Source organism: Aedoeadaptatus ivorii, from assembly GCF_900638585.1.
In the GTDB taxonomy this organism is placed as follows: domain Bacteria; phylum Bacillota; class Clostridia; order Tissierellales; family Peptoniphilaceae; genus Aedoeadaptatus; species Aedoeadaptatus ivorii.
In genome coordinates this window covers 905,708-918,971 of sequence record NZ_LR134523.1, presented here as the reverse complement: position 1 = coordinate 918,971, position 13,264 = coordinate 905,708, and the positions used below count along the sequence as shown (strand labels likewise).

Annotated in this window: 14 protein-coding genes; all 14 read left to right on the top strand. The window is 53.5% G+C overall.

Features of this window, described 5'->3' with window-relative positions; translation table 11 throughout:
• Positions 1-3: 3 nt before the first annotated feature.
• Positions 4-708 (top strand): NAD(+) synthase, encoded by a 705-nt coding sequence (gene nadE / locus EL294_RS04635; RefSeq protein WP_126465534.1) that lies wholly within the window; start codon positions 4-6, stop codon positions 706-708.
• 46 nt (positions 709-754) lie between these two features.
• Entirely contained in the window at positions 755-1,492 is a 738-nt protein-coding gene (locus tag EL294_RS04630; protein WP_126465533.1) for a YebC/PmpR family DNA-binding transcriptional regulator, read from the top strand.
• Positions 1,493-2,134 carry a TIGR01906 family membrane protein gene (locus tag EL294_RS04625; RefSeq protein WP_126465532.1) on the top strand — a complete coding sequence of 214 codons (642 nt, stop codon included), beginning with the start codon at positions 1,493-1,495 and terminating at the stop codon, positions 2,132-2,134.
• Positions 2,121-2,765, top strand: a complete 645-nt coding sequence (deoC, locus tag EL294_RS04620) for a deoxyribose-phosphate aldolase (RefSeq protein WP_126465531.1) — start codon at positions 2,121-2,123, stop codon at positions 2,763-2,765. The genes EL294_RS04625 and deoC overlap by 14 nt, the downstream gene beginning before the upstream one ends.
• A gap of 1 nt (position 2,766) precedes the next feature.
• Positions 2,767-3,537 (top strand): prolipoprotein diacylglyceryl transferase, encoded by a 771-nt coding sequence (lgt, locus tag EL294_RS04615; RefSeq protein ID WP_126465530.1) that lies wholly within the window; start codon positions 2,767-2,769, stop codon positions 3,535-3,537.
• Positions 3,538-3,677: 140 nt separating this feature from the next.
• Positions 3,678-4,109 carry a division/cell wall cluster transcriptional repressor MraZ gene (gene mraZ, locus EL294_RS04610; protein ID WP_126465529.1) on the top strand — a complete coding sequence of 144 codons (432 nt, stop codon included), beginning with the start codon at positions 3,678-3,680 and terminating at the stop codon, positions 4,107-4,109.
• A gap of 8 nt (positions 4,110-4,117) precedes the next feature.
• On the top strand, positions 4,118-5,050 hold the full coding sequence (rsmH, locus tag EL294_RS04605; RefSeq protein WP_126465528.1) for a 16S rRNA (cytosine(1402)-N(4))-methyltransferase RsmH: 933 nt from the start codon (positions 4,118-4,120) through the stop codon (positions 5,048-5,050).
• Between the two features lie 13 nt (positions 5,051-5,063).
• A complete protein-coding gene (locus EL294_RS04600) occupies positions 5,064-5,486 on the top strand; it encodes a septum formation initiator family protein (protein ID WP_126465527.1) in 423 nt (140 codons plus the stop codon).
• A 10-nt stretch (positions 5,487-5,496) separates the two neighbouring features.
• Positions 5,497-7,836: a penicillin-binding transpeptidase domain-containing protein gene (locus EL294_RS04595; RefSeq protein WP_126465526.1), complete on the top strand. Its 2,340-nt coding sequence runs from the start codon at positions 5,497-5,499 to the stop codon at positions 7,834-7,836.
• Positions 7,824-8,783, top strand: coding sequence for a phospho-N-acetylmuramoyl-pentapeptide-transferase (gene mraY / locus EL294_RS04590; protein WP_126465525.1), 960 nt, complete (start codon positions 7,824-7,826; stop codon positions 8,781-8,783). The genes EL294_RS04595 and mraY overlap by 13 nt, the downstream gene beginning before the upstream one ends.
• A gap of 9 nt (positions 8,784-8,792) precedes the next feature.
• On the top strand, positions 8,793-10,106 hold the full coding sequence (murD, locus tag EL294_RS04585) for a UDP-N-acetylmuramoyl-L-alanine--D-glutamate ligase (RefSeq protein ID WP_126465524.1): 1,314 nt from the start codon (positions 8,793-8,795) through the stop codon (positions 10,104-10,106).
• Between the two features lie 7 nt (positions 10,107-10,113).
• Positions 10,114-11,211 (top strand): FtsW/RodA/SpoVE family cell cycle protein, encoded by a 1,098-nt coding sequence (locus EL294_RS04580; protein ID WP_126465523.1) that lies wholly within the window; start codon positions 10,114-10,116, stop codon positions 11,209-11,211.
• A complete protein-coding gene (gene murG / locus EL294_RS04575; protein ID WP_126465522.1) occupies positions 11,208-12,308 on the top strand; it encodes an undecaprenyldiphospho-muramoylpentapeptide beta-N-acetylglucosaminyltransferase in 1,101 nt (366 codons plus the stop codon). The genes EL294_RS04580 and murG overlap by 4 nt, the downstream gene beginning before the upstream one ends.
• Positions 12,301-13,224, top strand: a complete 924-nt coding sequence (locus EL294_RS04570) for a cell division protein FtsQ/DivIB (protein ID WP_164715225.1) — start codon at positions 12,301-12,303, stop codon at positions 13,222-13,224. Before murG ends, EL294_RS04570 begins: the two co-directional genes overlap by 8 nt.
• Positions 13,225-13,264: the final 40 nt, after the last annotated feature.

The window sequence follows — 13,264 nt, the reverse complement described above, 5'->3', positions numbered from 1 at the left end:
CTTATGAAAGAAACCATCGACGCATTGGTAACATGGATACAGAAAGTAGTGGGCGATGCGCACGCAAAGGGCATCGTATTCGGCTTGAGTGGAGGAATCGATTCAGCGGTGATCGCAGGCATTGCCAAACGCGCCTTCGGAGACGACGCATTGGGAATCATTATGCCTATCGACTCCCATCCCCAAGATGAAATCGACGCATTGCTCGTGGCCGAAGCGCTGGATCTGAAAATCGAAAAGGTCGATCTGAGTGCGGCCTATCACGCCATCCTCGACGCATCTTTTGTAAGTGAAAATACCATGGCGAAGGCGAACCTCAAGCCGCGTCTGCGCATGAGTACCCTCTACTATTATGGGCAGGACCGCAATTATTTGGTGAGCGGCTCCTCCAACGCCAGCGAATACTATGTGGGTTACTTCACCAAATTCGGCGACTCAGCTTGCGATCTGATGCCCCTCGTGGACTTTGTAAAAGAAGAGGTCTTTGCACTGGGCGAGGCGCTTGGCTTGCCTGAAGTCGTACTGAAGAAGAAGCCAACGGCGGGCCTCTATGAAGGGCAGACCGACGAGTTGGAGATGGGCTTCAGCTACAAAGAGCTCGACGCGGTGATCCGCGAGGACTATCGCGGCGAACACCGCGACAAGATCGACCACCTGCATAAGATCAGCGCTCACAAGCGGGTTTTGCCTCCGAAGTTTGGTAAATAAGAAAAGAATATGATAGAATAATGGACCGAATGAAAGAGAGGTAGCTATGGCTGGACATTCAAAATGGCATAATATTAAAAATAAAAAAGGCAAAGAAGACGCAAAGCGCGGAAAGATTTTTACCAAGCTTTCCCGAAACATCACCGTGGCGGCGCGAGAAGGCGGCGACGACCCGGCGTATAACGCGGCGTTGAAAGCGGCGATTGACAAGGCGAAGGCGGAAAATATGCCCAACGACAATATCGATCGCGCCATCAAAAAGGCAGCGGGCGGTGACGACGGCGCGGACTTTGAAGCCGTCACCTACGAAGGCTATGGTCCTTCCGGCATCGCCGTATTGGTGGAATGCTTAACCGACAATCGCAATCGCACGGCGCCGGATGTGCGCCACGCCTTCGACAAAAACGGCGGCAATTTGGGCACCAACGGCTCGGTATCGTTTCTGTTCGACCGCAAAGGGCAGTTGGGCATCGCCACGGACGAGGGAATCGATCCCGATGCGGTCATGATGGATGCCATCGAAGCCGGCGCGGAAGATGTGACCGTGATCGACGAAGGGATCGAGATTACCACCGCGCCGGAGGAATATCACAAGGTGCGTAACCACCTCGAGGAAAAGGGATATGAGTTCGTAATCTCCGAAATCACCTTTATTCCCCAAACCACCACGGCGCTCGACAGCGAAGAAGATCGCGCCAAGATGACCAAGTTGATCGAACAATTGGAGTCTAACGACGACGTGCAGGAAGTGTATCATAACTGGGAGAATGCAGAAGAAGCATAAATGAAAAAATTTCTCTCCCTGCTCGTAGCCGGGCTGTGCATTTTTTTGTGTTTCAGCCTGGCTACCTATATACAGAGCCAAGATGCGGACTATTATGCCGCGCAAATGCGCAAAAACCGGATCGATCGCGTAACGGGTCTTTCCTTCACGCGACTCGACGAAATATCGGACGGCCTGCGCGCCTATTTGCGTACCGGCGAAGAGAAGCAAATCGCGCCGTATTTCTCGGCGGAAGAAGTCGCCCATATGAAAGACGTATACGGTCTCTTTCAATGGATGGCTCGACTCTCCGCCGCGGGCGTATGTATCGTCGTTTGGGGCGCCTATAGGCTCAAGAAGCGCTATGGCATCCGCGGGAGTATGCGTGCGGTGGGACGTGCCGCCTGGATCTGGATCGCCGTATTCGCGCTACTGGCGGCGGCGATCGCTGTGAATTTTCATCGGGCGTGGTTTTTGTTTCATCGCCTGGTATTTTCCAATGAATTGTGGCTGATGGATCCCCAAACGGATCTGATGATTCAAATGCTGCCGGAGAACTTTTTTTCCGGCATGGTGCTACGCATCGGCGCCGTTATGATCGTGGCGATGGCGCTGTTATCGGCAATGGGTTTTGTGAAAGGAACGGACAATGGAATTGAATAGATATATCGACCATACGATTTTGGGACCGGACGCCAATAAGGCGGTGGTCGTAAACACCATAGAAGAAGCGAAGAAGTACGGTTTCGCATCCGTCTGCCTAAACCCCTATTGGGTCTCCATGGCCGCCGAAATGCTCGCCGGTACCGATGTAAAGGTCTGCACCGTGATCGGCTTTCCCTTAGGGGCGACGACCGCAAAGGCCAAGGCGTTTGAGGCGAAAGAAGCCGTCGAAAACGGCGCCGAAGAGGTGGATATGGTCCTCAATATCGGCGCATTAAAAGATGGCGATCACGAAGCGGTACTCAAAGATATGCGCGGCGTAAAAGAAGCGGTGGGACATGTGGTCGTAAAGGTGATCCTCGAAACCTGTCTTTTGACCGACGATGAGAAGCGCGCGGCCTGTGCTCTGGCGAAAGAAGCGGGTTTGGACTTTGTAAAGACCTCTACGGGATTTTCCGAAGCGGGTGCCACCGTCGAAGACGTGCGGCTTATGCGCGAAGCCGTGGGCGAGTCTATGGGGGTAAAGGCGAGCGGCGGCATTCGCGACCGCAAGAGCGCCCTCGCCATGATCGAAGCCGGTGCATCGCGTATCGGCGCCTCCAAATCCGTCGCCATCGTCGAAGAGGCGTAAAATGGATCCTGTCGCATTTCGCCTCTTCGGACTGGACGTGCGCTGGTACGGCATACTGATCGCCTTGGGCGCGGTACTCGCCGTATGGGTGGCGGAAAATTTGATCCAAAAAAATCCCGCGATCCCCAAAGAATCCGTCGTCGACTATGCCCTGTACGCATTGCCTTTGGGCATTCTGGGCGCACGGCTCTATTATGTGTTGTTTGAGTGGGAATACTACGGACAATACCCCGCAGAAATCCTCGCCATCCGAAACGGGGGGCTCGCCATCCACGGCGGCATACTCGCGGGTATGCTCGTGGCGTGGTTTTTCGCTCGCAAGAGGAAGCTGTCGTTTTGGGACTTTTTAGATATGCTCGCGCCCGGCGTGGTGCTCGCACAGGGCATCGGCCGCTGGGGCAACTTTATGAACGGAGAGGCCCACGGCGGCCCCACCGATCTGCCTTGGGCGATTCAGGTGGGGGGCGAGATGGTGCATCCCACATTTTTGTATGAATCCATCTTGGACGTGGGAATTTTTCTGTTTCTCTTTTTTGTGCTCGCGAAGCGAAGAAAATTTCGCGGGCAACTCGCCGCGTGGTATTTGATCCTGTACGGCATCGGCCGCTTTTGTATCGAAGGGCTACGCACGGACAGCCTGTATATCGGGCCATTGCGTACCGCCCAACTCGTCAGCATTCTGGGAATTCTCTTCGGGTTGGCGATCCTCTATGTGGCGTCCAAGAAAAAAGACGGAGGCGACTACCGACTGATTGACAAAAAGCCATCCTAAACGAAATTTGCGAACCGCCGAAATATCGGCGGTTTTTTTATTGTCGAAAATGCCGAAAACCGCTTGAAATAGGCACTGAATGGTGTAGAATATAGGTAAGTGGGGCAAAGTGGTTCATAAGGGTTTGTTTTGGGGGAAATATGTTTTTCGGGGAGGCAAAGCACAATATCGATCCCAAGGGGCGCTTGGTCATGCCGGCGAAATTTCGCGACGGCTTGGCCGAGGGCTTTGTCATGACCAAGGGATTGGATCAGTGTATTTTTCTGTTTCCCCTGGACGAGTGGAAGCGCATGGAAGAAAAGCTGAAACAGCTGCCCCTGACCCACAAAAACGCCCGCGCTTTTGTACGGTATTTCTTCTCCGGCGCCTGTGACGGAGAATTGGACAAGCAGGGAAGAGTGCGGATTCCGCAAAATCTGATACACTATGCCGATTTGCAGCAAAAATCGGTGATTATCGGCGTGGGAACGCGCATGGAAATATGGTCCGAAGCGTTGTGGGATGCCTACAACGAGGACGAATCCCTTTCTTACGATCAAATCGCACAGCAATTGGCGGATCTCGGCATATAGGAGGGGTTATGGATTTCAGTCATATACCGGTACTGCACGAGCAGGTAATAGAGCATCTTCAAATTCGCCCCGGCGGCATATACGTAGACGGTACGGTGGGCGGCGGCGGCCACAGCAGCGAAATTCTGCGTCGTCTCGAGGACGGCCTTTTGGTGGGAATCGACCAGGACGATGCGGCACTGGCGGCCGCGGAGAAGAGATTGTCCGCCATTTCGGATCGCTTTGTGCTGGCGAAGGGAAATTTTGTACATATGGATGCGATCCTCGATGAAAACGGCATAGACCGCGTCGACGGAATCCTCTTGGACATCGGCGTAAGCTCCCACCAATTCGATACGCCGGAGCGCGGGTTCAGCTATCGTTTCGACGGTCCTTTGGATATGCGCATGGACGGCGATGGCGACATTCGCGCCTATGACATCGTGAACCGCTATTCTGCCGATGAAATCACGGATATTCTCCTCCGTTACGGAGAGGAGCGCTGGGCAAAGCGCATTGCGGAATTTATCGTAAGCGAACGCAATATCCAGCCGATCGATACGACCTTTCGATTGGTCGAGATCATCAAAAAGGCGATCCCCGCTAAAGTGCGAAGAGATGGCGGGCATCCGGCGAAGAAGAGTTTTCAGGCCCTTCGAATCGCCGTGAATCGGGAGTTGGAAGTGCTCGAAGAAGCCATTCCCATGATGGTCGATCGGCTCAAGCCGAAGGGGCGCCTCGCCATTATCACGTTCCACTCATTAGAAGACCGGATCGTAAAAAACACCTTTAAGTATCTGCATCAGGACTGCATCTGTCCGCCCAGGCAACCGATCTGTACCTGCAATAAAAAGAGAGAGATTCGCATCGTCACCCGCAAACCCGTCGTCGCCGACGACGCCGAATTGGCCACAAACAACCGGGCACATTCGGCCAAGCTCAGGGTTGCTGAAAAACTGTAATGGGAGTGATATAATGAAACGGGTTCAGAGGAGTCGGCAACAGAAGACGCGTGCTGCCAAAAGACGGCGTCCGCGCGCCAGGGGAGTTTCCGCCGTATTTTTGGCGGCGGCCGTTATCGTCGTCTTGGGAATTACATTGGTCTTCAATCTGAAAACCCACACCCAGATTGCAGAACTCAATACCGCCATCGCGAAACAACACGCTTCTCTCGAAGAGATGGACAAGACATATAGAGATTTGAATGCGGGATTGGATGCGATAAAAAGTTCCGAAGACATCCTCAGAAAAGCAAAGTTTCAACTGGGCATGGTCTATCCGGACAACGATCAGGTAAAATATATCGATGTGAATATGAAAAATGAAAAAAATGACGTCAATGAAAATGTGTATTTGAACCCGGTAATCTCCGTATTGCATATTTTCAAGGAGGACTAGGAGGGCTCTTGTGGAAGAGCGGAAGCGAAAGCATAGGAAAAGAGCGGGAAAGAAAGCGCATAGCGGAAACTTTTTGTCTTCGTATTTGAAGCGAACGGACAGAAAAGTGACCTTGGTGTACGCATTTCTCTTCCTGCTCTTTTTTATTTTGTCCGTAAGAATGGTACAACTGCAGGTCTTTCGATCGGAAGAACTGACCAAGAGTGCACTCGCACTCGAAAGTGATAAGCGCGCTACGACCCGTCGCGGCGTGATCTACGATGCGAAGGGCAATGCGCTGGTCGGAAATATCAGCCGTTCCGACATTTATGTCGATACCAAGACGCTTTCGGCATCGGCGGAGGCCGAAAAGGCGACGGAGCGACTGATGAAGGTTTCCGCCTCGCTACTGGACATGGAAAAATCCGAGGTACAGGCGCGCCTCGACAAGGGCGGGCATGTCCTGCTCAAGCGCGGCGTAGAGCGCACGGTGGCGACCGAGGTGCGGGATTCGGACATCCCCGGCGTGGTGGTCGAAGACTACGAAACGCGCACCTATCCCGGAAACGATCTCGCCTCCTTGGTTTTGGGTTTCGTCAACCGGGACGGGGAAGGCCAATACGGACTGGAACGCTACTATGACGATTCCCTGCGGGGGGTGGTGGGAAAAAACCTGGCGCCCCAGGGGAAGGACAAGAAAAACAGAGATTCCGCCAAGGCGGCGGTGGGCGGCGCCGATCTCACGTTGACGCTTTCCGAATCCTTACAGCGTAAAACCGAAGAGATTTTGGATGCGCACCGCACCAAAAACAAAGCGGAGCGCATCACCGCCATCGTACAGGAGACGGACACCGGGGCGATCGCCACTATGGCATCCACCGACGATTATAATTTGAACAAGCCCTATGATCCGGCGGATGCGGCGCAGCGTTCCGTGTGGAAGGATCTGACGCGCAAGCAGAAGACCGAGATTTGGTTCGACAACTGGCGGAACTTTGCGGTCAGCGATATGTACGAGCCGGGTTCCACCTTTAAGACCGTAACCGCCGCGGCGGCGCTGGAAGAAAACACCAGCGATCCGAAAAAACACTATTACTGCACCGGCTATGTGCGCGACATCCCCGGCATTACCATCACTTGTACCTCGCTGCCGGATCCCCACGGGGACATCACGATGGATACGGCATTTGCCGAAAGCTGCAATGTCACCTTTGTGAGCATGGCGCGGGAACTCGGCGAAGAAGGTATGTTAAAATATATCAGAGCCTTCGGATTCGGCGAGAAGACCGGCATCGATCTGCCCGCGGAACAGGCGGGCTTGGTGCCCGAGGGCGTAAAGGATATCAACGCCGCGCGCCTTGCCACCATGAGTTTCGGCCACGGGATTGCCGTAACGCCGATCCAAATGGTAACCGCCGTATCGGCCGTCGCCAACGGCGGCTATCTGCTCGAGCCCTATGTGGTGCGCGAGATTCGCGATGCCGGCGGCAATGTCATCGAAAAGCGCGACCGCACGGTAAGGCGGCAGGTGATTTCTTCGGCGACCAGCGAGACCATGCTGCGCCTCTTGCAAAAAGTCGTAGAAGAGGGAACGGGAACGCTGGGGGCCGTCGATCGCTATCATATCGGCGGAAAGACCGGTACGGCGGATAAAGTGTCGGCGATGGGCGGCTATGAAAAGGACAAATACATCAGTTCCTTTGTCGCCGTGGGTCCGACCGAAGACCCCGCGTATACGGTGCTGGTCATCGTAGAAAATCCCAAGGGCGACTATTACGGCGCCACGGTGGCGGCGCCCATCGCATCGGAAATTATGGGCGCCGCGCTACGAGAAGCGGAAGTCCCCATGCTCAGCGAAGGCGCTACGAAGAAAAAGAAAAAGATCGTTGTTCCCGACGTGGAAAATATGCTTTTGGAAGATGCGGGAAAACTCCTAACCGATTCCGGCCTCAAATTCAATATGTCTTCGGAAGATGTGGGGAATTTCGGCATCGTCGAAAAGCAGATGCCCAAAGCGGGCACGGAAGTGGACGAAGATACCATCGTCGATCTGTCCGTAGATCCCAACGACGCCGGCAAAAAGCGCGTACCGAAATTACAGGGCAAGACCAAAGAACAAGTCAAATTGCTCTTGGACAAGGCCGGCATCGACTACGCCTTTGAAGGAGAAGGTACGGTCGTTTCCCAAGAACCCTTGGGAGGAGAAGTGCTGGGCGATCAAAAGAAGGTATACATTCGTCTGGAAAAAGATCTGAAAGAAGAAAAAGACGAAAAATCCGCTTCCGATTCGAAACAGCAAACCGATACGAAAGACGGCGCGAGCGACGCGCAAAAGAAAGCAAAAGGAGACATAATGAGATGGGAGAATTAGTGACGACGGCGAGCCTTCCGGCCGCTTTGATCCTCAGTTTGATCGCGGGAAAAATATGCATCCCGCTATTGCGGCGGCTCAATGCCGGTCAGGAGATCCGGGAGGACGGACCCCAAAGCCATTTGGTAAAGGCGGGAACGCCGACCATCGGCGGAATCATCTTTTTGTCCGCCATGTTATTGGCGACGCTGTTTACCGGCAATTTGAACTACGAGACCCTAATCCTCTTTATATCGACATTGGGCTTTGCTTTGGTGGGATTTGTGGATGATTATATTAAGGTCGTCAACAAGAGAAATATGGGATTTACGGCCCTACAAAAACTGTTGGCGCAGATATGTATCGCCTTACTGCTGTACTTTCTTGTCCTCTCCGGCAAGGGACTGAGTACGGCGGTATTGCTGCCGGGGTCGGGGCGGCTGATCGATTTCGGGTTTTTCTTTATTCCCTTTATCATCTTCGTCGTCGTGGGAACCGTCAATTCCGTCAACCTTACCGACGGATTGGACGGCCTGTCCACTTCGGTGACCATTGTGATCATGCTGTTTTTTGCCCTGGTTTCCTTTCAAACACAACGCCTCGCCATCGGCGCGTTTTGTCTGGTGACGGCGGGCGCCTTGTTGGGCTTTTTGTGGTACAACAAATATCCCGCCAAAGTGTTTATGGGAGACACCGGCTCTTTGGCGCTGGGCGGTGCGGTGGTGGCGGTCGCCATTTTGCTGAATTTGCCGCTTCTGTTGCCGATCTGCGGTGGAATCTATTTTATAGAGACCTTGTCGGTGATTTTGCAAGTCGCCTCCTTTAAGCTGCGGGGCAAGCGAATTTTTCTCATGAGTCCGCTGCATCACCACTTCGAACAGAAGGGCTGGCGGGAGGTGCAAATCGTCGGTCTTTTTGTCGGCATAGAGATCGTGCTCTGCATCATCAGTTACTTCCTGATATTTTAGGGGGAAGAGATGAAAGATAAGAAACTATTGATTTACGGACTGGGCACCACCGGCCTAAGTGCCATCGATGCCCTGGCCGAGGACAACACCCTATATATTTATGACGACAATGCCGCGCGAATGGAGTCCTTCGGCGCTTCTTTACCCGTATACGAGGATCAAGAGATTGACCTCGTGGTAAAGAGTCCGGGGATCCCGCTGGAAAGCGGAAGACTCGTAGATCTCGCCGCGCGGAATATCCCCATCATCTCTGATGTAGAATTGGCGTATCGGATCTCCGAATGCGAAAATTTTGTGGCAATTTCCGGCACCAATGGAAAGACCACGATCACCGATCTTTTGTACCATATGCTCCTCGACGGCGGTAAAACCGCCTATATGGGGGGGAATGTGGGAATCGGCATTCTTCCCTTGGCAAAACGCGCCAAAAAGGACGACATCCTCGTCGTGGAATGTTCCAGCTTTCAGCTGGAGACCGTCATCAATTTTCGGCCCAAAGTGGCGATTCTCACCAATATTACCGAGGACCATTTGGACCACCATAAATCCGTAGACGCCTATCGGGAGAGCAAAAAAAACATATATAAGAACCAACGGGAAGGGGACCATCTGATTCTGAACATAGACGATCCCTATTTGGCACTATTGGGAGAAGAGGCAGAGGGCGCTTTGGTCGTCAGTACCGCCCCGGTGCGCCAGGACGGCGCGTTCCTCGACGGCGGCACGCTCTATATTCGCTATGGCAGCGACTTGATTCCTTTCATGGAGAGAGAGGAGATGCTTCTTCCCGGCGACCACAATGTTAGAAATGCACTGGAGGCGGCGCTCTGCGCCTATTTAATGGGCGTATCGCCGAAGTCCGTACGAGAGACGCTGATGCACTATAAGGGCGTGGACCACCGCATGGAATTTCTCGGCGAATTCGCCGGCATCCGGGTATACAACGATTCGAAGGGCACCAATCCCGATTCTACCGACGTCGCCCTTGCAGGGCTCGAAGGGCCGATTCGGCTATTGGCCGGGGGATTTTCCAAGGGGAGCGATTTTGTGCCGCTCTTTCACCGGCATCGCGACAAGATCGCGGGACTATACCTATTTGGCGAGACAAAAGATCTGATGGCCGAAGAGGCGCGCGGCGAGGGAATCGAGGAGATTCATACATTCGAGACCTTAAACGAGGCGATAAAAGCGGCGACCGATGCGGCGCTGTCCGGCGATACGCTGCTCTTGTCGCCCGCGTGTGCCTCCTGGGATCAGTTTAAGAACTTCGAAGAGCGAGGCGATCTCTTTAAGACGCTGATCGCCGAGAAGTGGGGCGGATGATGTTTTCATGGAAAGATTGAAAAAATACGTAGATCCCCTGCTTTTGATCGACATCGTACTGCTCTTGGTGATGGGCGTGTTTATGGTCGCCTCGAGTTCGTGGGCCGCGGGGATGCAAGACGGCAATGCCGGCACTTATTATTTAAAGCGCCATCTGCTCTATTTGGCGCTGGGGATCGGCGCCGCCTTCGTCGGCTATATCCTGCCCGTTAAGTTTTATCGCAAGGTCGCGCTGCCCCTTTGGGTCGTAAGCATTCTATTGTGCGGCCTGGTGGCGGCGGGTTTCGGTGTCACCATCAACGGCGCCACGCGCTGGCTGCAGGTGCCGGGAACGGGGTTTCGCTTTATGCCGTCGGATCTATTGAAATACACCTCGATCTTTTATGTCGCACATCTGTGCGTCTTGCACCGTAAAAACCACCGAAAAAAGGGATTTTTGGCGATTATGTGCGTGATCGGCGTCTCGGTAATCGTCGTGGCGAAAGAAGATTTTTCTTCGGCGAGCGTTATCGGGTTGAGCCTGTTTTCGATGTTTTTTATCTCCGGCATCCGCTTTCACGAATTCGTCGCCGTGCTGGGTGCCGGCGCGCTGGGTTTTTTTCTCTTTGCGATTCGCGTGCCGTACAGGATGAAGCGATTGACTTCGTTTTTGGATCCCTTCGACGACATTCCCAATACGGATTGGCAGCTCGCCAATTCACTGTACGCCTTGGGGATGGGGTCGATCACGGGCGTAGGTTATTTTCAGTCGAATCAAAAATTCAACAATCTGCCGGAGGCGTACAACGACTTTATCTTCGCCATCATCGGAGAAGAATTGGGACTGATCGGCACCTTTTCGGTGATCGCCCTATTCGCGTTCTTTGTCTACCGTGGTTTTCAGGTCGCGGTGGTGCAAGAAGGGCTGTACGAAAAGCTCTTGGCGTCGGGGATCTTTGTATCCATCGGCTTTCAGGCGTTCTTTAACATGGGCGTTGCCGCCGGTATATTGCCGGTAACGGGGCTCACGCTGCCGTTTATTTCCTATGGCGGTACGGCGCTGATTTTGGTGATGGGGATGAGCGGCATACTATTACGGTTATCCGGGAAAGGAGTTTCTGCATGAAGATGATTGTTTCCGGCGGCGGAACCGGAGGACATATCTACCCGGCCCTCGCCATTGTCGATGCGGTAAAAAAGAAAGTGCCGGACGCGGAATTTTTATATGTGGGAAAGAAGGGCGGACTGGAAGAAGAACTCGCCGCCAAGGCGGGGCTGCCCTTTCGTGCGATTCGCGTAAAGGGACTGCCGCGCAAGAAGATCAACAAGGATTCGTTCCTCTTTATGATCGAATTGTTGCGCGGTCTAAAAGACGCCGGCGAGATCTTAAAGGACTTTCGTCCCGACGTCGTGGTGGGAACCGGAGGCTATGTATGCGCGCCGATTCTCCTAAAGGCGCAGAATCAGGGAATTCCCACCGCCATTCAAGAGCAAAATGCCTACCCGGGAAAGACCAATCGACTATTGGGCAAGCGGGTTCAACTGGTGGCATATAGTTTTTCGGAAGCGGAAAAGTATTTTCCGGAAGAGACGCCGAAGCTGTTTACCGGCAATCCCATTCGCGATACATTCGAAAAAATGGACGAGGCCACGGCGAAAAAGACGCTGGACTGGCAGACGGAAAAAGACGCAATCCTCTCCTTCGGCGGAAGCGGCGGACAGGAATCCACCAACGAGGCGGTGCTCGAGATTATGGAAAAACACCGAGAACTGCCGTTTTATTGGGTGCATATCACGGGAAAGGACCACTACGAGGACTTTCTGAAGCGGATGCCCGAGGTGGACGCCGCGTCGTATAAAATCCTGGATTATTCCCACGAAATTCCCGAGTATTTGGCGCTCGCCAAGGGCGTCGTCGCCTCGTCATCGGCTATGACGCTGGCGGAGATCAGCGCCATGCACTTGCCGTCTGTCTTGATTCCCAAAGCCTACACGGCGGGCAATCACCAATTCCACAACGCCGTCAGCTATCGGGATAAGGGCGCGGCCTTTGTCATCGAAGAATCCGAATTGAACGGAGATGTGCTGCTAAACAAGGTTTTGGACATACTGGAAGACAAAGAGACGGCGCGGGCGATGGGGGATGCGGCCAATGCACTCAGCAATCCCGGCGCCACCGCAGAAATTGCCGATGCGATACTGGAGATCGCAAACCATGGCTAAGCGAAAGAAAAAACTCCCGAAAAAGTACCGCAATCGGCGCATCGCCTTTGTGGCTATCGCTGCGCTACTGATCGCGGCGCTCGCATGGGGAGCCGCACGGGCACTCAAAATCGATACCGTCGAGGTTACGGGCACCAAAGTGGTCCCCAAAAATACGGTGCGCGCTGTCGCCGAAGAGGCGGTGGGAACGAGCTATCCGCGCATCGACAAAAAGCGCATGGAAAATCGCATCGCACAAAATGCCTATGTCAAAGAAGTGCATATCGGCTATGGGTTTTTCGGAAAGCTGAAGGTCGACATACGAGAGGAGACGCCTTTCGCGCAGATCTATACCGATGACGGCTACGTCTTGGTGAATGAAGAATTCAAGGCGCTCGAGAAGACGCGCTCCTATGATCCGAATCTTCCGAAGATTTCGGGAATGCCGACGAAGGCGATAAAGATCGGGCATACGGTCTTTGACGGAACCAAAAACGAAAAAAAGATCGAAATGATTCGCGGACTCTTTCAATCGGCGGTGGCGGAGAGCATCAACAGCGTCGACATATTGGACAGGGGGATCAAGATCCTCCTTTCCGACGGAACGGCGGTGCATATTCGAAGCTTCGAAGACGGACCCTATAAGATCCGCCAGCTGGAAGAGATCTACAAGGAAATGAAGGCGAAAAACAGCCGTTACAGCGAGATTTACTTGGACCAGGGCGATCATCCCGTCGCGGTAAAGCCCTCTGCGCTCGAGGATGACGAGGACGATACGAAGCGCGAACAGTCAGAGCAAAAGAAGCCTTCCGAAACGACAAAATCAGCGCGGGGCGCCGAGGAGAAAACGACATCGAAAGAGACCCCAAAGACAGAAAGCGATGGCGCAGAAGAAGATGCACAAAAGGCACGCGCGACACAGAATGGGAATTCTTGACTTGTCTCGCATTTGTCTATAAAATAGAATAAATTGATTC